The sequence below is a fragment of the Pseudomonas rosaeacicularis genome (assembly GCF_057128745.1).
This window is the reverse complement of the sequence record NZ_JBSKHT010000003.1, coordinates 21,265-41,924: the sequence shown is the minus strand read 5'-3', so window position 1 is coordinate 41,924 and position 20,660 is coordinate 21,265. Positions and strand designations below refer to the sequence as shown.

Sequence of the window (20,660 nt, the reverse complement as noted above, 5' to 3'; positions counted from 1 at the left end):
CACCTCGATTGCACCTGACACACCGCATGCGCAGGTTTTGTTGCCGCTGCGCGCCAAATCGCGAGCAAGCTGCGCTCCTACGGCCTCCGGCCAGAATCAAAAGCGATGCGTGGCGCACAATGCCGCGTCTGCCGCCAGAATCAACGGCGATTCGTTGCGCCGAGATGCTGATCGTTCCCACGCTCCGCGTGGTAATGAATCCCCTGACGCTCCGCGTCATTCACAGGACGCGGAGCGTCCAGACCGGCGCTACCACGCGGAGCGTGGGAGCGATCACTGTGGCCGCCACAATGCCGCTTCTGCCCGGAGGGCGTAGGAGTCCGGCTTGCCGACGATGGGGCGCGAAGCGGCCCTCAAACCAAACACCTCGATTGCACCTGACACACCGCATGCGCAGGTTTTGTTGCCGCTGCGCGCCAAATCGCGAGCAAGCTGCGCTCCTACGGCCTCCGGCCAGAAACCGGCGATGCGTGCCGCTTGGATTTCAAACCACCAACGTCAACCACGCCGACACCAGCAGCAACATAGCCATCACTTGATTGAAGCGCTTCATGCTTGTCGCCGAGCGGCAGAATTTTGCGGCGCCGATGCCCAGGTATGCCCAGGCGGTCATGCACGGGATGGAAATCAGGAAGAACGCCAACGACAGCCACATCACCCGGACCATGCGGTCTGCGTCGGTGCCGGCAAATACGCTGATCACCGCTAACGCCATCATCCAGGTCTTGGGATTGACCAACTGCAAGGCCGCAGCCCCTAATGCCCCCATTCGCGGGCCTTTGGGCCGATTGTTGGGATCAATGGCCTCGGCGGGCGCGCTGAAGATCTGCCACGCCATCCACGTCAGCCACGCGATGCCGATCCATGACATGAGCGTCTGAACCTGGGCATGCCGCGCGAGCACATCGCCAAGTCCGGTGCCCACCAGCAGCACCAGCAACGCAGCGGCAGCACAGGCGCCAAACACAATCGGCAATGTAGTGAGCAGGCCATGCCGCGAGCTGTTGGTCAGCACCAGAATATTGGTCGGGCCGGGGGTGATGGAGGCGACAAAAGCGAACAGCATAAAGGGCAACATCTGGTCCATGAAACGACTCGGCAGTGATTGATCGTGCCCCGATCTTCGCCGCCGCGCGGGCCTCAGTCTGGAAGATTTGAGCAGCGCCTGCGGTAGTCCGCCGGGGTCATGCGATAGGCCCGCTGGAACCACCTGCCCAAATGGCTTTGATCGGCAAACCCCAACGCAGCTGCCACCGACACCGGCCATTCACCTCGGGCCAATAATTGCCGCGCCTTGGCCAGCCGCAACTGAATGAGATACGCGTGTGGGGCGATGCCGAATGCGGCCTTGAACGCCCGTGTCAGGCGGAAGCGATCGACACCGGTTTCCCGCGCCAGATCATCAAGGCCGATGTCCTGAGTCATATGGCTGTGCAAATAATCCCGCGCCCGTTGTGCAACCAGCGGCAAGCGCGGGTCCGGGGTGATCAGCGTGCGCCAGCGCAAATGGCTGGTCAGGCTCGACAGCAGCGTGTCGAGCGCGGTCTGACGCACGATGCGGATCTCCTCATCGTGCAGTGTCTGAAACGCGTTGGCGGTGGCCGTTGCCAGACGCGCATCGTCCGCCAGTGTCGCGGCAAAACTCAATTGCGTGGAAGCCGGTGTCTGTTCGAACAGGCTGCGCAGTTCCCGATCCAGCCAGTGCGGGTCCAGATACAGCGTGCGATAGGTAAAGCCCTCGGCATGGGGCGCGTCGCCGTCATGAATTTCGCCCGGCTCCAGCATGAACACCTTGCCCGGCGTGCTCAGATGTTTGCGCCGGCGACAGTTAAATTGCTGAACGCCTTGTTCAGTGACGCCTACCAGATAACTGTCGTGCCAGTGAGGATCGTAAGCGTGACCCTCAAAATGCGCGCGCATGGTCTCGATGCCAGACAAGGCGTCCTGCTTGAGATCAATCCAGTTTGGGGTCGGCATAGCGTCCTCAATCGAATAACAGCCGGTGCACTTTTGCATACCGTGCTCTGGGAAGAGCCTGACTTTGCGTTTCAGCTTAAAGCCAAGTCTGGAAGATTTGTGCAGTCGCCGACCAGTCGCATCGCCGCGTCATTCGGCCAGATCAAAACCGCAACGACCCAGGCATTGCCCATTGATCAACACATCCACCTCATGCCGACCGGCGTAATGCACGCGGGTGGTGAAGTTGCGAATCTGCTGCTCTCGGGTGATGGTCACCGACTGCCCGGCGGCCAGTTCCAGCGTCTTGAGCTTGAACACCTTGGCGGACGTGCCGCCGGATTTTTTCACGTAGTGGATCGCGTAATCGATGATCAGCCGCTGATGGGTATCGGCCGTCGAGGTCAGGGTGAAGGACAGGCTGATTCGCTCGCCGAGATGGATTGCGTTCGGCGTGACACTCAACCCGTCGATGCGCACTTGGGCCTGCTCGCCAGCACCCATGATCGTCAAGGCGCGGGGATCGCCTTTTTTGATCAGCGAGCGCAGTGCATGGCGGGCGATCCACGCGGTGTGAGGATTATCCAGCGGCCAGGCTTCGATCTGTTCAAGCACCCAGTCTGGGTTGTCCTTGGTGATGTCGTTCAGGTGATTGGCCACCGACTTGCGCACATAAAGGCTGTCGTCGGCTTTGAGGTTGTCGAGAATGTCCAGCACCGGCGAAGGATCGGCGACCAGCTTTTCCAGGCGAAACGACCACGGCAGGCGAGGGCGGCAGCCTTCACTGGCCAGCCGCCGCACGTGCGGGTCGTCGTCCAGCGACCATGCGTGCATCAGCGCCAGTCCTTGATTCAGGTCGTTGCGCAGAAAGTGCCGCACGGCGAACTCCGAGGAGCCGAATGCGGTGAAAAACTTCAGCGCCTGCATCGAGCGCTGAAAGTCGTGTTGCCCGTACAGCGCAACGTATTCGGGGAGGATCAGGGTGACGAATCCGCTGTTCAGGCGCGGTGCCAACTGAAAGAGGATGTTCAGCGCGGCGGTGTAGTCCTGGGGCAAGCCAGCGTGCAGGCTTTGGCTGACGCGGTTCAGGCGCTGCATCAATGACAGGCCGTCCAGGTCTTTAGCGGCGCGGGCCATGAAGGCTTTACTGTCGAACGCCGGATACACGGCCAGGGTTTGTTCGGCGATGTTGCGCAGGCGCTCGCGATTGAAGATTTCCTTCAGGGCGGGTGCTGGCGGGTTGGCGTCGGACATGGAGGGCGGTTCCTGACAGGGTGGGCGGTTGCAGGGTACACCACAGGCTGTAGGAGCGAATGGGCGGGGTCCGGCCTGGCCATAATTCTGTTGGAGCGAGGCTTGTCCGCGAAGCTGAAGATGAGGCGTGTCAGGTTAAACCGGGTGTTAGCTTCGCGGGCAAGCCTCGCTCCAACAGGGTTTTGCTTCGCATCGATGTCTGTGGCGAGTCAGGACCAAAGTGGGAGCAGACCTGTCCGCGAATGCGGTCTTTCAGGCGATAAAAGTTGTGTCAGGTTCAGGGTCCCCTTCGCGGGCAAGCCTCGCTCCAACAGGGTTTTGCTTCGCATCGATGTCTGTGGCGAGTCAGGACCAAAGTGGGAGCGGACCTGTCCGCGAATACGGTCTTTCAGGCGATAAAAGTTGTGTCAGGTGCAGGGTCCCCTTCGCGGGCAAGCCTCGCTCCAACAGGGTTTTGCCTCGCATCGATGTGTGGCGAGTCAGGACCAAAGTGGGAGCGGACCTGTCCGCGAATACGGTCTTTCAGGCGACAAAGTTGTGTCAGGCTCAGGGTCCCCTTCTCGGGCAAGCCTCGCTCCAAAAGGGTTTTGCCTCGCATCGATGTCTGTGGCGAGTCAGGACCAAAGTGGGAGCGGACCTGTCCGCGAATACGGTCTTTCAGGCGACAACGTTGTGTCAGGCTCACTGGCCCCTTCGCGGACAGGTCCGCTCCCACGGGTATCCTGCGTATTTGGACGATCCTTGTTACAAAGGGAATCGTCCTACAGTTGCTCATCCGCCCGGCCTACGCGAACCTAGTTGACCAATCGCCATCCAACACACCAATCGTTACCCAATCTCTTGAGGTAGTAATGAACAGTGTTCTGCGAAGTCTTGCGACCCTGGCCCTCGGCAGTTTGCTGAGTGTCGGCCCAGCCTATGCCGGTGATCCTCCCGTCCCGAATGTCACCTCCGGGCAAGCGGCCTTGACCCTCGCCGCCGCTACTTACCCTAACGGCGCCGCCCGCAACAATACCCCCGACAACGGCGCCATCCGCCGCGCCAATCCCAACAGCCGCCAAGGCACGCAGTCGATCAGCCCACCCGTCAACGGCCCGGCGACTGGCGTTAATCCGCGCCCGCCGACACTGGAAAACGGCGGCATCCGCAACGGCTATCCGACTCGCCAGCAAGCACCGACTCCATCCGGTAGCAGCCAGCGCGGTAATACTCGTTGAGCCGTAAGCGTCAGAAAATTCTTTCCCTCGATAAGGAATCGTCCATGCGCAAAACGACCCTCTGCCACACGATCAGCCGCAAAACCCTGATCGCAACCCTGTGTGCCAGCGTTTGGCTTGGCCTGCCCCTCGGCGCGTCAGCCGCCACCACCACTTACAAATCCGAAGAAGGCACGCTCACCGTCGATGAGGTCGCCGCCGGCCTGCAACACCCGTGGGCGCTGGCGTTTCTGCCGGATAAAAAGGGCATGCTGGTGACCGAGCGGCCGGGCAACCTGCGCATCGTGTCCGCTGACGGCAAGCTGTCGGCCCCTCTGGGCGGCGTGCCGAAAGTCTGGGCGCAAGGGCAGGGTGGACTGCTCGACGTGGTGCTGTCTCCGGACTTCAAAAAAGACCGGATGGTTTACCTGACCTACGCCGAAGACAGCGGCGATGGCAAAACCGGTGGCACCGCAGCAGGCCGGGGTCGGTTGTCAGAAGACATGACGAAGCTGGAAAACTTCACGCGGATCTTCCAGCAGCAACCCAAGCTGTCGGTGGGTAATCACTTCGGTTCGCGCATCGTGTTCGACCGCGACGGTTATCTGTTCATCGCCTTGGGCGAGAACAACAATCGTCCCACCGCGCAGGACCTCGACAAGCTGCAGGGCAAGATCGTGCGCCTGTATCCGGATGGCACCATCCCCAAGGACAACCCCTTCGTAGGGCAGAAAAACGTCCGTCCGGAAATCTGGAGTTTTGGCCACCGCAACCAACAGGGCGCAGCGCTCAATCCGTGGACCGGCACCTTGTGGACCAATGAACATGGGCCTATGGGCGGTGACGAGATCAACATCATCGAACGCGGCGGCAACTACGGCTGGCCGATCGCGACCTTCGGCATCGACTACACCGGGCAGCCGATTTCCGAGGCCAAGGGCAAAGTGGTCGAGGGGATGAAGACGCCTTTCCATGTGTGGCAAAAATCACCGGCCATCAGCGGCATGGCGTTTTACGATTCCAGCACGTTCAAACAGTGGGACCACAACATCTTTATCGGCGCCTTGTCGTCTCAGGATCTGATTCGTCTGGAGCTCAAAGACGACAAAGTGGTGCACGAAGAACGCTTGCTCGGCGACCTGAAATCCCGCATCCGCGACGTGCGCCAAGGCCCTGACGGGTATCTGTATGTGTTGACCGACGAGGATGACGGCAAGTTGTTGAAAGTCGGTTTGGCGCAGTAAATGCGCTCTCTGTAGGAGCCAACTTGTTGGCGAGAGGCACGGCGCGGTGTGCCAGATACGCCGCCTCGCGAACAAGTTCGCTCCCACAGAAGCTCTGCGTCTATGCCGTGTTTTCCGAAAACCTGTAGGAACCAACTTGTTGGCGAGGCTGAGATGGAGGTGTATCAGACACACCGCTTCGCAGCCTCGCGTTGCTCGTCAGCTTTTACAAGGGATGGGTGTCTGGCGTGCGGAATCCGGCACACCAAACACCCCATCAAACCCCCACTGAAACACCAGCGCGTAGACAAAGAAAAACACGAACAGCCCCAGATTGGTCGCCAGCGCCGCCAGCCACGAAATCTCCAGCCACCAGGCAACCAGGGGCAGCAGCAGAATCGTCAGCCCCCCCTCGAACCCCAACGAATGCAGCAACCGCCGCAGCAGCGTGCGGGTGCGTTTGAGCCGGCGCGCTTCCCACCATTCAAAACCTGCGTTGTAGAGCACGTTCCACAAAAGCGCACTGGCCGAAAGCATCACCGACAGCGCGCCGGAATAGCCCAAACTCTCGTCGTACGTCAACGCCAACACCGGCGACAGAAAACAGATCGCGATCGTCTCGTACAAAATCGCTTGAACCACCTTGCGAGCGGTGCCTTGCATGTTGCGCCTCCAATCGATTAACCCGAATTGAAGGCCACGCTACCGGCCGCTCCGCCGTGAGAAAAATGAGATAAATTGAGCGCCACTCAATTCAATTCACCTGGAGCCGCCTTGTGTTTTCCAACCTACCGCTGACGGCCCTGCGCACTTTCGAGGCGGCGGCCAGGCTGGGCAGTTTCAAGGCTGCCGCCGATGAGCTGTCAGTGACGCCGGCTGCGATCTCCCATCAGGTCAAAACCCTGGAAGCATGGCTCGGCGCATTGTTGTTCGACCGTTCGGGGCAGGGCGTGAAGCTGACCGAGGATGGTGAAAAACTCTACCGTCAGACCCACCGCGCGTTGCTGGACATCAGCCAGAGCCTGGAGAGTTTCTGTCCCGAATCGGCTTCGCAAACCCTGACCCTTTCCACAACCCCAGGCTTGGCGGCGTCCTGGTTGATCCCCCGGCTGGGAGGCTTTCATCGCGCCTGGCCGCAGTTCAACGTGCGCATCGACACGCGCAATGAAACCGTCGATCTGCTGCGCGATTCGAGCATCGATCTGGCCATCCGCACCACTCACCGCCATGACCCGAATCTGCTGCATGTCGAGCTGATGCGCGAACATTTTGCCGTTTACGCAGCGCCCGGCCTGGGGGATGTGGATGGTGACAACCTTGAGCTGATCGACCTCAGCTGGCAGATCCCCGGCACCGATGTGGTGAACTGGAAAAGCTGGTGCGCGGCGGCAGGCGAACACTCCTGGCTGGCCAACGCGCGCTTTCGGGAATATGACGACGAGCACTACGCGCTGAGCGCGGCGATTGCCGGTCATGGTCTGGTATTGGCGAGCAATGTGTTGGTGGCCGACAGCGTCGCCAAGGGTTTGCTGGTGGCGTACCGGCCTGACATTACGTTGCCAGGGCCGCGTTATGTGGCGGTATGTACGCCGGGACGCGAGCGGCAATCGCCAGTGAGGGAGTTCCTGGCGTGGCTAGAAAAAGAAGCGTCTGCCACGCCGTTCGGATGATCCGCTATCAAGGGCGACGGGGCAGCAGGCCGGGCACTGCATGCACCAGTGCATTGATGGCGAAGCCGATGAACATCACCCCGCAGATGCGTGTGATGGTCAGTTCGTGACGCTGGTACAGGGTACGCACATGGCGCGCGCCGACCACGCCGACGATGATTGTGTAAGCGAAGATCCCGCCCAGGGTGCTGACCAGAATCAACAGCGGCAGCATCGACCAGTTCAGGAGTTCTGCGCGGCTTGATAGCAACGCGGTGAAGGTCGCGACCGCCACCGGGTAGGCTTTTGGATTGGTCAGGCCAAACACGATGCCGTGCCAGAGCGGGTTGCGCACCGAGACGTTCTGATCGTCGCCGTTGCTGCGTTTGGCGGTGATCGCGCGAAAGCCCAGCCAGAACAAGAACAATCCGCTCATCACCCCGAGAATGTTGAACGTCGTGCTGCCAAACACCTTGGCGCCGATGATTGCGGCCAGGGCTACGCTGCACCAGATCACATCCCCCAGCAGATGCCCGCACAGAAACAGCGCCCCGGCCCGACGCCCCCGCGAGGCGCCAATGCCGAACACCGCCAGCACGCCAGGACCCGGCGATATCCCGTAGATAAAGCCCGAAGCAATTACGGCCATGAACAGCGAAAGGGTCATCGGGACTTCCTTGTGGGGGCTCTATAGGCGCCAATGTGTTGGCGAAAAATGTAACGCAGTGTGCCGAGGTTGTAAAAAACCGGCAACAAACGTAAAAGATGCGCCGCGCTGGTTGGTGTTGAACCCATTGGATTCTTGGCCGGATGCAAGTCCCGTGGGAGCGGACCTGTCCGCGAATGCAGCAGGTCAGGCGCTGAACGTATGTTGGATGTACCGACCACTTCGCGGACGGGTCCGCTCCCACGGTTTCATTCGTCATCCCGGTTTTGGAAACATCTCAGGAGTTTTATCGAAATGCCCACGCCTCGCCGCCCCGCAACCGGCTTCACCCGACGCCTCCTGCCCCTGAGCATCGCCTTCGCTTCGCCGTTGTTCGCAGCCCAAGAGTCGGAGCCGTTGACGCTGGACGCGGTGCGGGTATCGGGCGAGCAGGCGTCGGTGTATCAGGCCAATAGCGCATCGGTGGGAGGTTTCGGTGAAGCGCCATTGCTCGACACCCCTGCCTCGATCAGCGTCTTCAGCAGCGAAATGCTCAAAAACCAGCAATCGAAACTGCTCAGCGACGTGCTGAAAAACGACGCCTCGGTGGGCGACAGCTACGCCCCGGTCGGCTATTACGAAAACTTCGTGGTGCGCGGGTTCTCGCTGAACGCAGCCAGCAGTTATCGCATCAATGGCCGGACCATCACCGGCGAGCAGAACGTTGCGCTGGAAAACAAAGAACAGGTCGAATTGCTCAAGGGGCTGTCCGGCCTGCAAAGCGGCGTATCCGAGCCCGGCGGCCTGATCAATTACAAGACCAAGCGCCCGGAAGACGTGCGCTCGGTGACGGTTTCGACCAACGAGCACGGCGAGCGCTATTTGGCCACTGACGTCGGAGGCTGGTTCGGCAGCGAGAAACAATTCGGCCTGCGGATCAACCTGGCCCACGAGGACATTCGCTCCTATGTTGAGCACGCCGACGGCCAGCGCGACTTCGGCTCCGTGGCGTTTGACTGGAACATCAACGAGCAATCGACCCTGCAACTGGACGTCGAATACCAGAACAAAGAGCAGCGCTCGGTCCCCGGTTACCAATTGCTCAACGGCACAGAACTGCCCCACGACGCCTCGCCGCGCAAACTGTTGGGCTATCAAAGCTGGTCCAATCCGGTGGGCATTCAATCGCTGAACATCAATGGCCGTTACGAATACCGTTTCAGCGACGACTGGAAAGGCAGCTTCAGTGCCTCGCGCAGTCGTGTGGTGATCGATGACTACAGCGCGTTCGCCTACGGTTGCTATTACCAGGCCGCCAACTGCTCGGCCGAACCGCTCACCGGACATTTCGGCTCGGACGGCAATTACGACATCTACGACTTCCGCAGCCCCGACGACACCAAGCGTAACGATGAGGTCGAGGCTGCCATGACCGGGCTGTTCGACACCGGTTGGCTCAAGCATGAGCTGACCTTCGGCACCAGCGTGTTCCGGCGCACGGTGGACACGCGGCCGTATTTCAGCGAATACGTTGGCTCCGGCAACATTCATCAGCCGGTCGAGACGTTTGCGCCGTCCGATCTATCGGTTGGGCATACGGAGCGGCGTCTGGACAGTCGGCAGTACGGGCTGTTCGCCACCGACCGCATCAGCTTCAACGAGCACTGGCAAACCGTCATCGGTGGGCGTCAGGTGCGTCTTGATGAAAAGGCCTACAACGAAGACGGCAGCGACAATCGCCACACCCAGCGCTCGATTTTCCTGCCTCAGGCGGCGCTGATCTACAAGCCGGTGGACAATGTCTCGCTCTACACAAGCTACAGCAAAGGCCTGTCGCTGGGCGGCACGGCGTCGGTGTTCGACAGCAACATCGGTGAGATTCTGGCGCCGACCATCTCCCGTCAGTTGGAGGCCGGGGTCAAGTACGACTGGCGGCGCATGAGTTTTGCGGCGGCGTTGTTCCAGACGCGGCAGGCGTATCAGTATTCCAAACCCAATGACGATGGCTCGCTGACCTACGTGCAACAGGGACAGCAGAAGAACACAGGGATCGAGCTGAGCGCCAACGGCTGGCTGACCTCGCAGTTGCAGATTTCTGCCAGCGCGGCAGCGATTCGTGCGCGGGTCGAAGACAGCGGCACGGCGGCGTACGAAGATCATCAGCCGATCAACGTGCCGAAATTCCGCGCCAGTCTGTATGCCGACTACAGCCTGCCGATCCCGGGCCTGGCGTTGCTCGGCGGCATGCAATACAGCGCCAGCAAATACGCCAACCGCGAAGGGACTCAGAAAGTGGATGACTACGCCGTATTCAACGCCGGCAGCCGATACAGCACGCGGCTGGACGGGTATGACACGGTGTTCCGCTTCACCATCGACAACCTGTTCGACAAACGCTACTGGCGCGATGCCGGGGAATACCTGGGCGACGACTACCTGTTCCTCGGCGCACCGCGCACCGCACGCGTGACCGCGACCGTGAGTTTTTAAAACGGTCGCTTCTGCCAAACGCACTGGGGTCTCGTTTTGGCTTCTGCCGAAGCCCTATGGGGTTAGCTCTTGCTTCTGCCAAATCGCGTATCCGGATTCAGGACTGCTTCGCAGCCCATCGCCTGCAAGCAGGGCTCCTACGCCCCTCGGGCAGAAGCGGATATGCGCTCCGATCAGAGCATTTAGCCCTCCGGCCAGAAGCAACCGAGCCGACCGCGTGAAGGTAGCGGCGAGACGCTTCCCATCGCCAACCGCAAAAGCGCATCCTAGGTGTCTTTGTTTTCCACGTCAGGAGCGCATATCCATGAAAATCGGTTTCGTCGGACTCGGCAACATGGGGCAGGCCATGGCTGCCAATTTGTTGAAAGGAGGACACCAACTGGTGGTCTGGAACCGTTCACCAGATCCGGTGCAAACGCTGGTCGAACAAGGCGCTGTGGCAGCGACCGAACCTGCGCAAGCTTTTGCCGTGGACGTGGTGTTCAGCATGCTCGCCGACGACAAGGCGCTGCGCCAAGTGCTGTTGGAATCCGGCCTGCTGGACAGCCTCAAAGCGCCGCTGATCCACGTCAACATGGCGACCATCGCCGTGGCCTTCGCCGATGACCTGGCGGCTCGGCATCAGGAAAAAGGCGTCCGCTACATTGCCGCTCCGGTGCTCGGCAGGCCCAACGTCGCCGCCACTGGCGATCTGAATATCCTCGCCGCCGGGCCGAGCGATGCCATCGACACCGTACAACCGCTGTTCGACCTGATCGGGCGTAAAACCTGGCGCATGGGCGACAAAGCGTCTCAGGCCAATGTGATGAAAGTGGCGGTCAATTTCATGATCGCCAGCGCCATTGAATCCATGGCCGAAGCGTCGGTACTGGTGGGCGCCTACGGCCTGGAGTCCGGGCAGTTGATCGACCTGATCTCCAACAGCATCTTCCCAGGCCCGGTTTATGCCGGTTACGGCAAAATGATCGCCGAACGCAGCTACGAGCCGGCCGCCTTCAAAGCCTCTCTGGGACTCAAAGACGTCGGGCTGGCGCTGGCGGCTGCAGAACAGGTGCAAGTGCCAATGCCGCTGGGCGATCTGGTACGCGGCAACCTGCTGGACGCCACCGCCCACGACGAAGGGCACATGGACCTTGCAGTATTGGGTCGCGTGGCCGAGCGCAATGCCGGACGCAATTGACACCTTGATGCAGTGCGCGCACAGGGCCGTGCGCGCGTAACGGAGGGAGCAACAACAATATGATCGAACTCAAACCGGCCGTCATTGGCGACATCCCCGCGCTCTGGGCACTGAGAACCCGCGCGGTCAGATTAACGTGCGCCAGTCATTATTCGGCCGAACAGATCGAAGTCTGGAGCGCATCGCCTGCGCCAGAATCCTACCTGCGCCTGATCGTCACCCAAGGCGCGTTGATGGCGCAGGAAGACGGCCAGTTGCTGGGCTACGGGATTCTGGATCGCCAGACCGGTGAAGTGATCGCCGTCTTCGTCGAGCCCGGGCAGGACGGCAAAGGCATCGGCAAGCTGTTGATGCAGGGCCTTGAGGCGATAGCGGCTCAAGAACATTTCACCCGCTTGCACCTGTTCTCGTCGCTCAATGCGGCGGACTTCTATCGCGCGATGGGCTTTGCCGCCATTCGGGACGAAGCGTACGAGCACTCAAGCGGGATCACGCTGCGCAGTCTTTACATGGAGAAGGGGTTGGCGGGGCGTGAATTGCATTGAAGCCATCGCAACCCTGTAGGAGCGAATTTATTCGCGAGGCGGCGGACCTGACCCATCGCACCGTCTGGCTCGCCAACAAGTTGGCTCCTACAGAGGTCGCACGCATTGCTTTGTTACGCCTTGGCGCGCTAACGTCGAGCCGCCACCCAACAGGGAAATCGGGCCATGCCAGGACAGTACGCGCTCCAACGCCGCATTCAAGACGGCCGCCCGTTACTGGTTCAAACCGGTGCCTTGAGCCATCGCAATGAAGACAGCCTGCACGCCCACCGCGAAGGTCAGCTCTGGGCGGTCGAACAAGGCGTGATCACCGCCGAACTCGACGGCGGCAGTTGGGTAGTCCCGCCCCGGCGTATCGGTTGGATTCCACCGGGCGTTGCGCATGCGGCAAGGGTGCACGCGGCCACCACTGGATGGATGATGTACCTGCGCCCCGATCAAGGTCCGCTGTTCCCTACCGTGCCGACCGTGTTCGATTTGACGAGCCTGTCCCGATCATTGCTTGAGCGCATTGGCGCCTGGAACACCAATGGCGCTGAACTTGCGCCCGAGCAGGATCGCATGCTGCAAGTGCTGTTCGACGAACTAAAGGTGTCCCCGGCAACGCCTCTGTTTCTGCCGATGCCCAGCAGCCCGCATCTGGTGGGCATGACCCTGACCATCGTCGCCGACCCCTCCAACAAACTGACCCTGGACGATTGGGCGCGGCGGGTCGGCATGTCCAAGCGCGGCCTCACGCGGCACTTTCGACTGGAAACCGGCATGTCGCTGGTGCAATGGCGCATCGTTGCCCGCATGAAGCGCGCACTGGAATTGCTCGCCCAGGGCGACAACGTCGGACGGGTCGCCACGACCTTGGGCTACGACAGCGTCAGCACCTTCATCTCTGCCTTCAGCGCCCAGTTTGGAGAAACGCCCGGCGCGTATGCCGTGTGATTGTAGGAGCGCCATTGCAGTAGAAATCCTGCCCTGCAGGCCAGGAGATTGTGGGAGGGAGCTTGTTCGCGATGGGATGTCTGGACTCAATAAAAGGTGGCGGATGTGCCAGCCTCATCGCGAGCAAGCTTCCTCCCACAAATACCTTCTACCGATAGTAGTCAGCCCGACCGTTGAAGAGCGTGCACTACTACCGGTGCAAACCGATCGTCTTCTCGCCTGTTTCTGCAGCCCAGCTTTGCTATTCTTCGCGCCCTGCGACCTGGGGTCGCACTTTAACTGCCGATTTACTCGCGACTTGGGGTCTCCCATGACAGCCATTCTTCGACCACGTCCTCAGCCGATCACCCGCGCTGACTACAAGACCTTGGGCCTTGCGGCACTGGGCGGGGCGCTGGAAATCTACGACTTCATCATCTTCGTCTTCTTCGCGCTGACCCTCAGCCAATTGTTCTTCCCCCCCGAAATGCCGGAATGGCTGCGCCTGCTGCAAAGCTTCGGGATCTTCGTTACCGGTTATCTGGCCCGCCCACTGGGCGGCATTCTGATGGCGCACTTCGCCGACAAACTGGGTCGAAAACGCGTATTCAGCCTCAGCATTCTGATGATGGCGCTGCCGTGCCTGTTGATTGGCGTGATGCCGACCTACGCCGACATCGGCTACTGGGCGCCGCTGATCCTGCTGGCGCTGCGCATTCTGCAAGGCGCGGCGGTGGGCGGTGAAGTGCCCAGCGCCTGGGTCTTCGTTGCCGAACACGCGCCCAAAGGCCATCGCGGCTATGCCTTGGGCGTGCTGCAAGCGGGTCTGACCTTCGGCTATCTGATTGGCGCGCTGACCGCGACCTGGCTGGCGAGCGTGTTCAGCCATGCCGAAATCCTCGACTTTGCCTGGCGTATCCCGTTTCTGCTGGGCGGCGTGTTTGGCGTGATCGGCGTCTGGCTGCGTCGCTGGTTGAGCGAAACCCCTGTTTTCATGGCGCTGCATGCGCAGCGTGAACAGATGACCGAACTGCCGCTGCGCACCGTACTGCGTGAACATCGCCAGTCGCTGCTGCCGGCTGCATTGCTGACCTGCGTCCTGACTTCTGCGGTGGTGGTGTTGGTGGTGATCACGCCAACGGTCATGCAACAACGTTTCGGCATGAGCCCCAGCGACACCTTCGCCCTGAGCAGCATCGGCATCGTCTTCCTCAACATCGGCTGCGTGTTGGCCGGCATGCTGGTGGATCGTATCGGCGCATGGCGCGGGGTCGTGCTGTACAGCCTGCTGCTGCCAATCGGCATCGCGGTGTTGTACGCCAGTCTGGTCGTTCAATGGCTGCCAACGGGCGTTGCCTACGCCATCGCCGGACTTGCCTGTGGGATTGTCGGCGTCGTGCCGTCGGTCATGATCGGACTGTTCCCGGCGAACATTCGGGTGTCGGGCATCTCCTTTACCTACAACATCAGCTATGCGCTGTGGGCGAGTACCACGCCGTTGATCCTGATCGCCCTGATGCCATGGAGCCCGTGGGTGTGCGTCGGCTACTGCGTGATCATGGGCAGCGTCGGCCTGCTGACAGCGATGTTTTTCGGCGTGCGGCGCGGCATGCAGGTTGACGACACCGGTACGGCGCCCGCCTGCCGCTAACAGCCGGGCGTCGTTGAGCGACGCCCGATCACCGACTACGCTTAATTGACAGCTGTTCCTCCAGCCATGCGAGGGCGTAGTCATGGGCGACAACCACAGTAAGAACACTCCAGGCGATCCCCCGATCAGCCCCGCCCAAGCGCAAATCCGCGTTTTGCTGACAGGGTGGTCCGTCGCCGTCCGGGAAAAAAACCTCGATCAACTGATGGCGTATTACGCACCGGACATCGTCGCTTACGACGCCATCATGCAGCTGCAATTCAAGGGCGCCGATGCCTACCGCAAGCACTGGGAGTTTTGCCTGGGGCTATGCGAGAGCGGCATGCTGTTCGAGCAGCACGAAGTGACGGTGTATGCCGACGAGCACATGGCATTCGCCCACTGGCTCAATCGCTGCGGCGCAACCGATGACCAAGGCCAAGTCAACGCATCCTGGATGCGTGCCAGCGCCGGATATCGCAACACCGACGAAGGTTGGAAGGCAGTCCATGAGCATTTTTCGGCGCCTTTCGACATGGCCACCGCCAAGGCCTTGCTGGACCTGCAACCCTGACCGCGCGCTGTCTTGATCGTTAACAACCAGCACCGAAAGGAGCACCCTCATGAGCGTTAAAACAATTCCGGACGGTCAGCACAGCCTGACGGTCTACATGGGCGTCTCGCCCGCCGCCCAAGCCATCGAGTTCTACAAAGCAGCCTTCGGCGCCATTGAGATGTTTCGCCTCGACGCGCCGGACGGACGTGTGGGGCACGCCGAACTGCAAATCGGCGACTCACGGCTGATGCTTGCCGAGCCCTGCGAAATGGGCGGTTTCGCAAGCCCCGTAAGCGGGCAGAAAACCTCGTTCGGCATGCACCTGTACGTCAACGACGTCGATGCCCAATTCGCTCGCGCCATTGATGCCGGCGCGACGGTGGTAGACGAGGTCAAAGATCAGTTTTACGGCGACCGCACGGGCAGCCTCAAAGACCCGTTCGGACATTTGTGGTTCGTCGCCACCCACAAGGAAGACCTGAGCCCCGAGCAGATCCGCCAGCGCGCCATGGAGATGTTTGCCAAGGCCCCGGCTTGAAAAATGCACCCCCGGCATGGACGTTGATGCGACCTGCACGCAGTGGAGCGTAGGTCGCCTCGCAACCAAAATTCAGACAAAAAATAAATAACGAACATCGAGTTGATGATTTGTAACAACTGATTGTAAATCGCCGTCATCACGTTTATCTTGCCTGTCTATACAACCTCTACTTGAAAATAATGCTGCTGCAGGACTTTATCGTCTGCGGCGTTTTTTTTGTGTGGTTTTGTGGGCGTTGTATTTGGATTAAACGGAAGTCTCTCTTTTGAATGTAGGACGTTTCACATCTAAGGTGCGGATATTCGTTATTTGATGTGATCGTTTTTAAACCGTTATTTCTTCACGGTGACAGCTAAAAAAACGGTTGTTGCTGCCGATGCTGGTATTGCAGTTAGCAATGATAAATATAAAAAGGATCTGGATATTCATGTTGGAGTCACAGGGCAAAAAGCTGCGGGCAGCAAGGCTTACCCAGCGAGAGCGTGAGGTGTTGCAGCTGGTTATTCAGGGTTGTACCAACAAGGATATCGCCCAGCGCCTGGGCATCAGCGACTATACGTCACGGGATCATGTGTCGGCGCTGCTGCGAAAAACCGGGGTAAAGAACCGCGCTCAACTGATAGCCACTTACCTGCCTGCACCGCGCAAGAATCTGAAAATCTGATCCCCTACATCTGACGGATTGTATTGTTGGAAGAGTGGTTGATAATGGCGTTATTCATTCATCTGATAGATGAGACTTGCGATCAAAAGACCGTATTGCGTTTGCCGGTATAAATGTTGGCGTGCATCGGGATGTGTCATGGATGAGCATAAAAATAATGAAAAAAATAATGGGCGCCCAGTCGTCCGACTTGATTGTCATGCGCGGTGTTTGTCAGCGTTACTTCAAAAGTGGCCAAAATATAAGTGTACTCACCGACGTAAGCTTTATTTTGCGCCGTGGGAGCACTTGCGCAATTGTCGGTGGCTCTGGGTCAGGCAAAAGCACGCTGCTTAATATCTTGGGGCTGTTGGAGCGTCCTGCCTGTGGGGGGCTGAATCCGCCGATGCTTTTCAATAAAACAACTAAAAAGGACGCTAGATGACCACGAACACGCGCTGGACTGAATACTCGTTTCGCCTGCTCAACGCGCTCTCGGCGCACCGGGTAGAGGCAGGTATTCAGGTCAAATTTCTCAATCTGGCCGAACAACAAACAGCGCTGTCCAGTGATCGGCTCTATCAGCGTCAAAATGAGCTGTTCGGTCCTGATGGACTCTTTGCCAGCTTTTCCACACAGGTCGCCCGCGAAGGACGGCAGGCAGCGGTGTTCAACGATGTTTCACAGATCCAAGACCAACATCGTCTGACGGTCGTTGAGCAGGCAGTGGGTTTTGCGTTGTCCAGGCACGATCGGTGCGGTGCAGTTGCCAACCCCTTTCGAGATAAACCCAGAGAAGCCCTGTGCTGCATGGTCTGCGACGAAACCACATTATTCACAATGGCGGAGCGTTACGCGGCGTATGAGGCAATTCGTCAGCTGGACAGCACTTTTTTTACCAAGCTCATCGCCACAACACGCGGCGTTGTCGAGCGGCGCATCGTGTTTCACGGGCTGCTTGAGCACTTCGACCGTCTGCTGCCCGTCGAGCAAAGCATTTATCCAGATAACTATCGCGCTGTTCAACAACGTCATCTGGATCGGGAGGAAGCGCTCTACGGCACGCTGGAACTGAACAAGCCGCTCAGCGAACTGCTCAGGGAAATGTCCCCCTTGCTGCTGCTTGAAAAAATACAGGGCCAGACGAGTTTGGCTGAATGATGTTGACCAGGAGCATTGCCAGCCAGCGCCGAACTTTTCTTGAAGAAAATGGCTATCGACCTTGGCACGCCGGCTATGCGACAGCCTTTCAGGAGATTTGATCATGCGCGTGGATCACACATCGAATACTCGTCCTGCTAACGACATCCCTGCAGTAAAGCCTGCCAAGACCGAGGAACTAACGGACGTTCCTGTAGAGCGCGCTACCCCTGCATCCACCTTGGCTATCAACGGCCAAACGCTGCTCAGGCAACGGCTGTTTTTCAGTGCTCCGGATGTTGAGCCAACCATGGTGCGGGATAAAAAGCTGATGAATGTATCTACTCCGGCTGCACTTTTTCTGACCTCGGATGATAGGCAACTGCTTGGCGATATTTACGAGTTTGCTCAGGCTGAAGGTATTGATCTGGTTTACGCAGATAGACTGGGGCATTCCTTGGCAGACTACCGTCATGCCGACGAAGGAAAGCTTATATTGCCGCACAATCGAGGTAAGGCGTATGACGTAGAAGGGCACCGCGTGTCATACAGCTTCACCGACGCCAATGCAGCCATCGCCAAACGAATCAGGGAAAGCCCGTCATTACCAACCACGCGGCTGGATAAAGGCTTCATCGCTTTCGAAACGGATCACGATTACTCCGTGTTGTCCCACAGTCACTTTGGCTTTCTCGAATTGGTGGTCAACAAATTCTCTGCCTCCACCAATTCCCTGACTATCAACGACAGTTTCAAGCAGCATCACTACGTCAAGAAAGATTACGTAGAACACCTTTCAAAAGAGATTTACGACGTCGGCATCAGCAAGAAGAATAAGGGCGCGGCTCCAAGTGCCGAGGCTAAAAGCAAGGGCTCTGACAGTGCCCCGCGGCCTGATGATCTGCAAACTGCCTTGCGCAAAATCATGGCCAAATACCTGGAAAAAAGCGGGCTCCCCACCCTTTTTGAAACCATTGCCAGATTGCGCCGGTAACTCATTGAGCACTCGCCGATTCAAACAGCTTTGATCCGGGCACCGCCGAAGTAACGCGGTTGCGCCCGGTGGATTTGGCATCGTAAAGCGCCATGTCCGCTTCGTGCAGCCACATGCTGGCGTCGGGCAAATGCGGGCCATATGCGGCGATGCCGATACTCAAACTGAGTTTCATGCCGGGCAGACGAGCGTCGTAGTGTTCGTTGACGGTGCAGCGCAGGCGCTCGAGGATTTCCGTGGCCTGGGCGAGGGTGGCGTCAGGCAGGATCACGCAGAACTCATCACCGCCGTAGCGTCCTGCGATGTCGGTCTCCCGCAGGCTTGATATAAGCGTGCTGCTCAATTGCTTGAGCACGCTGTCGCCAATGATGTGGCCGTAGGTGTCATTGATGGTCTTGAAGTGATCGATATCAATCAGCGCCACACTGGTCATGCGGTGCGAGGCATGTGAGCGATCGAACTCGACCTGCAACAGGTCTTTCCATCCGCCGTGGTTCATCAGCCCGGTGAGGCTGTCGGTGGTGCTGAGCTTTTGCAGCGCCTTCTTGTGGCGGGATAGCTGCACCGCTACCCGATAGCACACCAGTCCGATGGCCATCGGGTAAATGACCAGCATCGGTAAGCAGGCGTACACCTGAATCTGCGTGATCGCCGGGAACAGCGTCGGCAGGAAAATCCAGTAACCGAGTAACCCGCCCGCCACCTGTGCCAACGTCCCCAGCAAGAACAGCTTGGGGCCGCCTGCTGCGATGTTGTTCATCGCCATCATCGACAGCGTCGTGACGGTTGGCAGAGGGTTGAGCCCCATCGCGCCAGCCCAGAAGCCGCCAGCGATGGAGTCATAAATGAGATTGCGGCGCTCTGCGCGATAGGGCTGTTTGGACGATCGGGCCAGTTGATAGGCCGCGTGGGACCAGCCGAAACCATTGAAAATCATCAGCGCCCACGCCCAGGCGGGCAGGTTGGTGGGGTACAGCGCGGCGGCAATACAAAAAAAGCCGACCCCTAGCCCGACGCTGCGGGGCAGATACATGCGCTTGGCGAATGACAGGCCTTTACCGGAGGGGGTGTTCATACGCTTCACCGGGTAATTACGCACAATCGGGCCGAACCATCAGCCACGACCAACGCTTCAGAGTGTCGCCTGCCCGTCATCCGCTGGGAAGAGCGCTTTGCCACTATTTGGCGTTATTAAATGCCGACCGTCGCGCCGAAAAGTTGCGCTCATCACTGTGATGATTCTTTCGCGCTTGCGCCATTCAAATGGATTCTCTGGGGCGCGGTCTTCGTGAGGTTGTACGCAGGTGGGGCGGCAATGGATGCAGGGGTCTGCAATTATCGAGGGAGGGGTTGTGAGTTCCTGCTTTTAAGGCTGCAAGCGCTGCCTAAAAAGCAGCGACTATCACTTCGAGCCTGTAATCCCTTTCATCAAAACGCTATGGGCTTTGGTGTCTTTCTCCAGAGAAATGACGTTGACCATCGCCGTGCGTTTCCCGTTTGCAGCCGCTACCGTCGAGCTGATCACCCGACCACCTTCCACATCGCCAGCGATGTCCAATTGCCGAATGCCCAGGCCTTTGCGCACCATGCTTTTCTCGCCGAGCTTCTTGAAGTTCTTGTAGCTGGTTTTCTGCTGCTCGAGAGTGTCGGCGATGATGCCGTCCAGGGTTTTCTTGTCGTTGGGCGCGACTTTGGTGTCCGAGGCGAGCGGCGTTTCGGTGACGATCACCACGCGCTTGGCCGGCTTGTTCATGTACAACGACCCCGTGACGCCCGCCGCTTTGGCTTTGGCATCGATCTCCGGCATCGGGCTCTTCTCGTATTCCTTGGGCAGATAGAACACGAACTTGCCGCCCAGCATCGAGACCTTCTGGCCCGCGGGGGCTTTTTTGGCGGGGGCGTGTGCGGGCGCATGCTTGGTCGCCGCGTATAGATTTGCGTTGGTCAGCCCAAGGGAGAGCGTCGAGAGGAGCAGAACGGTTTTGAGGTTGAAAAACCGCATGAGGATTCCTTTGAGCTGCAGGTACGAAGTGTAATAAAACTGAGGGGGAGTGATCCCGAAACAGTCACGCATTCTGCCTTAAAGCCTCAGCATCTGTAGG

General features: G+C 59.1%; 20 protein-coding genes and 1 pseudogene. 14 read left to right on the top strand and 7 right to left on the bottom strand.

The annotated features are described in order from the left end of the window. Nucleotides 1-484: 484 nt before the first annotated feature. The 3 genes from ACWKWM_RS04790 to ACWKWM_RS04780 form a co-directional block, all read right to left on the bottom strand. The gene (locus ACWKWM_RS04790; RefSeq protein ID WP_483845033.1) at nt 485-1,087 is read right to left on the bottom strand and encodes a LysE family translocator; all 603 of its coding nucleotides are present in this window, start codon (nt 1,085-1,087) and stop codon (nt 485-487) included. Between the two features lie 53 nt (nt 1,088-1,140). Beyond that, nucleotides 1,141-1,977, bottom strand: a complete 837-nt coding sequence (locus ACWKWM_RS04785; protein ID WP_483845032.1) for a helix-turn-helix domain-containing protein — start codon at nt 1,975-1,977, stop codon at nt 1,141-1,143. A gap of 129 nt (nt 1,978-2,106) precedes the next feature. Beyond that, entirely contained in the window at nt 2,107-3,210 is a 1,104-nt protein-coding gene (locus ACWKWM_RS04780; protein WP_483845031.1) for a DNA alkylation repair protein, read from the bottom strand. Between the two features lie 851 nt (nt 3,211-4,061). On the opposite strand from ACWKWM_RS04780, the gene ACWKWM_RS04775 reads away from it, so the two are divergent. After that, nucleotides 4,062-4,427, top strand: a complete 366-nt coding sequence (locus ACWKWM_RS04775) for a hypothetical protein (protein ID WP_483845030.1) — start codon at nt 4,062-4,064, stop codon at nt 4,425-4,427. Nucleotides 4,428-4,498: 71 nt separating this feature from the next. Then, the gene (locus ACWKWM_RS04770; protein WP_483845361.1) at nt 4,499-5,650 is read left to right on the top strand and encodes a PQQ-dependent sugar dehydrogenase; all 1,152 of its coding nucleotides are present in this window, start codon (nt 4,499-4,501) and stop codon (nt 5,648-5,650) included. 198 nt (nt 5,651-5,848) lie between these two features. Here ACWKWM_RS04770 and ACWKWM_RS04765 read toward each other — a convergent pair whose 3' ends face one another. Continuing rightward, nucleotides 5,849-6,292, bottom strand: a complete 444-nt coding sequence (locus ACWKWM_RS04765) for a PACE efflux transporter (RefSeq protein ID WP_483845029.1) — start codon at nt 6,290-6,292, stop codon at nt 5,849-5,851. Between the two features lie 113 nt (nt 6,293-6,405). Here ACWKWM_RS04765 and ACWKWM_RS04760 point away from each other — a divergent pair, with 113 nt between their 5' ends. Then, entirely contained in the window at nt 6,406-7,299 is an 894-nt protein-coding gene (locus tag ACWKWM_RS04760; RefSeq protein WP_483845028.1) for a LysR substrate-binding domain-containing protein, read from the top strand. A 7-nt stretch (nt 7,300-7,306) separates the two neighbouring features. On the opposite strand, the gene ACWKWM_RS04755 is transcribed toward ACWKWM_RS04760, so the two are convergent. Continuing rightward, nucleotides 7,307-7,945 (bottom strand): LysE family translocator, encoded by a 639-nt coding sequence (locus ACWKWM_RS04755; protein WP_483845027.1) that lies wholly within the window; start codon nt 7,943-7,945, stop codon nt 7,307-7,309. Nucleotides 7,946-8,239: 294 nt separating this feature from the next. On the opposite strand from ACWKWM_RS04755, the gene ACWKWM_RS04750 reads away from it, so the two are divergent. From ACWKWM_RS04750 to ACWKWM_RS04700, 11 genes and pseudogenes are all read left to right on the top strand, one after another. Then, entirely contained in the window at nt 8,240-10,414 is a 2,175-nt protein-coding gene (locus tag ACWKWM_RS04750; protein ID WP_483845026.1) for a TonB-dependent siderophore receptor, read from the top strand. A gap of 304 nt (nt 10,415-10,718) precedes the next feature. Next, nucleotides 10,719-11,594 carry an NAD(P)-dependent oxidoreductase gene (locus tag ACWKWM_RS04745; RefSeq protein ID WP_483845025.1) on the top strand — a complete coding sequence of 292 codons (876 nt, stop codon included), beginning with the start codon at nt 10,719-10,721 and terminating at the stop codon, nt 11,592-11,594. Between the two features lie 59 nt (nt 11,595-11,653). Further along, nucleotides 11,654-12,139, top strand: a complete 486-nt coding sequence (locus ACWKWM_RS04740; protein ID WP_483845024.1) for an N-acetyltransferase family protein — start codon at nt 11,654-11,656, stop codon at nt 12,137-12,139. Nucleotides 12,140-12,304: 165 nt separating this feature from the next. Beyond that, on the top strand, nt 12,305-13,075 hold the full coding sequence (locus ACWKWM_RS04735; protein WP_483845023.1) for an AraC family transcriptional regulator: 771 nt from the start codon (nt 12,305-12,307) through the stop codon (nt 13,073-13,075). A gap of 310 nt (nt 13,076-13,385) precedes the next feature. Next, on the top strand, nt 13,386-14,705 hold the full coding sequence (locus tag ACWKWM_RS04730) for an MFS transporter (protein WP_483845022.1): 1,320 nt from the start codon (nt 13,386-13,388) through the stop codon (nt 14,703-14,705). A gap of 82 nt (nt 14,706-14,787) precedes the next feature. Further along, complete coding sequence (locus ACWKWM_RS04725) at nt 14,788-15,258, top strand: YybH family protein (RefSeq protein ID WP_483845021.1); 471 nt, start codon at nt 14,788-14,790, stop codon at nt 15,256-15,258. A gap of 49 nt (nt 15,259-15,307) precedes the next feature. Beyond that, nucleotides 15,308-15,778 (top strand): VOC family protein, encoded by a 471-nt coding sequence (locus tag ACWKWM_RS04720; RefSeq protein ID WP_483845020.1) that lies wholly within the window; start codon nt 15,308-15,310, stop codon nt 15,776-15,778. A gap of 430 nt (nt 15,779-16,208) precedes the next feature. Then, nucleotides 16,209-16,445, top strand: coding sequence for a helix-turn-helix domain-containing protein (locus tag ACWKWM_RS04715; protein WP_483845019.1), 237 nt, complete (start codon nt 16,209-16,211; stop codon nt 16,443-16,445). A gap of 142 nt (nt 16,446-16,587) precedes the next feature. Continuing rightward, nucleotides 16,588-16,815, top strand: a pseudogene (locus ACWKWM_RS04710) (ATP-binding cassette domain-containing protein); the annotation flags it as partial. A 50-nt stretch (nt 16,816-16,865) separates the two neighbouring features. After that, nucleotides 16,866-17,585 carry a hypothetical protein gene (locus ACWKWM_RS04705; protein ID WP_483845018.1) on the top strand — a complete coding sequence of 240 codons (720 nt, stop codon included), beginning with the start codon at nt 16,866-16,868 and terminating at the stop codon, nt 17,583-17,585. Between the two features lie 103 nt (nt 17,586-17,688). Beyond that, nucleotides 17,689-18,558 carry a hypothetical protein gene (locus ACWKWM_RS04700; RefSeq protein ID WP_483845017.1) on the top strand — a complete coding sequence of 290 codons (870 nt, stop codon included), beginning with the start codon at nt 17,689-17,691 and terminating at the stop codon, nt 18,556-18,558. 1 nt (nt 18,559) lies between these two features. On the opposite strand, the gene ACWKWM_RS04695 is transcribed toward ACWKWM_RS04700, so the two are convergent. Together ACWKWM_RS04695 and ACWKWM_RS04690 are read right to left on the bottom strand one after the other, a co-directional pair. After that, complete coding sequence (locus ACWKWM_RS04695; RefSeq protein ID WP_483845016.1) at nt 18,560-19,633, bottom strand: diguanylate cyclase; 1,074 nt, start codon at nt 19,631-19,633, stop codon at nt 18,560-18,562. 327 nt (nt 19,634-19,960) lie between these two features. Continuing rightward, the gene (locus tag ACWKWM_RS04690; RefSeq protein WP_483845015.1) at nt 19,961-20,560 is read right to left on the bottom strand and encodes a DcrB/PsbP domain-containing protein; all 600 of its coding nucleotides are present in this window, start codon (nt 20,558-20,560) and stop codon (nt 19,961-19,963) included. Between the last annotated feature and the right edge of the window lie 100 nt (nt 20,561-20,660).

Bases quoted from the DNA above. Each gene is read 5' to 3' on its own strand.
- ACWKWM_RS04790 (WP_483845033.1), bottom strand. From the start codon at position 1,087: ATGGACCAGATGTTGCCCTTTATGCTGTTCGCTTTTGTCGCCTCCATC.
- ACWKWM_RS04785 (WP_483845032.1), bottom strand. From the start codon at position 1,977: ATGCCGACCCCAAACTGGATTGATCTCAAGCAGGACGCCTTGTCTGGC.
- ACWKWM_RS04780 (WP_483845031.1), bottom strand. From the start codon at position 3,210: ATGTCCGACGCCAACCCGCCAGCACCCGCCCTGAAGGAAATCTTCAAT.
- ACWKWM_RS04775 (WP_483845030.1), top strand. From the start codon at position 4,062: ATGAACAGTGTTCTGCGAAGTCTTGCGACCCTGGCCCTCGGCAGTTTG.
- ACWKWM_RS04765 (WP_483845029.1), bottom strand. From the start codon at position 6,292: ATGCAAGGCACCGCTCGCAAGGTGGTTCAAGCGATTTTGTACGAGACG.
- ACWKWM_RS04755 (WP_483845027.1), bottom strand. From the start codon at position 7,945: ATGACCCTTTCGCTGTTCATGGCCGTAATTGCTTCGGGCTTTATCTAC.
- ACWKWM_RS04750 (WP_483845026.1), top strand. From the start codon at position 8,240: ATGCCCACGCCTCGCCGCCCCGCAACCGGCTTCACCCGACGCCTCCTG.
- ACWKWM_RS04745 (WP_483845025.1), top strand. From the start codon at position 10,719: ATGAAAATCGGTTTCGTCGGACTCGGCAACATGGGGCAGGCCATGGCT.
- ACWKWM_RS04740 (WP_483845024.1), top strand. From the start codon at position 11,654: ATGATCGAACTCAAACCGGCCGTCATTGGCGACATCCCCGCGCTCTGG.
- ACWKWM_RS04735 (WP_483845023.1), top strand. From the start codon at position 12,305: ATGCCAGGACAGTACGCGCTCCAACGCCGCATTCAAGACGGCCGCCCG.
- ACWKWM_RS04730 (WP_483845022.1), top strand. From the start codon at position 13,386: ATGACAGCCATTCTTCGACCACGTCCTCAGCCGATCACCCGCGCTGAC.
- ACWKWM_RS04725 (WP_483845021.1), top strand. From the start codon at position 14,788: ATGGGCGACAACCACAGTAAGAACACTCCAGGCGATCCCCCGATCAGC.
- ACWKWM_RS04720 (WP_483845020.1), top strand. From the start codon at position 15,308: ATGAGCGTTAAAACAATTCCGGACGGTCAGCACAGCCTGACGGTCTAC.
- ACWKWM_RS04715 (WP_483845019.1), top strand. From the start codon at position 16,209: ATGTTGGAGTCACAGGGCAAAAAGCTGCGGGCAGCAAGGCTTACCCAG.
- ACWKWM_RS04705 (WP_483845018.1), top strand. From the start codon at position 16,866: ATGACCACGAACACGCGCTGGACTGAATACTCGTTTCGCCTGCTCAAC.
- ACWKWM_RS04700 (WP_483845017.1), top strand. From the start codon at position 17,689: ATGCGCGTGGATCACACATCGAATACTCGTCCTGCTAACGACATCCCT.
- ACWKWM_RS04695 (WP_483845016.1), bottom strand. From the start codon at position 19,633: ATGAACACCCCCTCCGGTAAAGGCCTGTCATTCGCCAAGCGCATGTAT.
- ACWKWM_RS04690 (WP_483845015.1), bottom strand. From the start codon at position 20,560: ATGCGGTTTTTCAACCTCAAAACCGTTCTGCTCCTCTCGACGCTCTCC.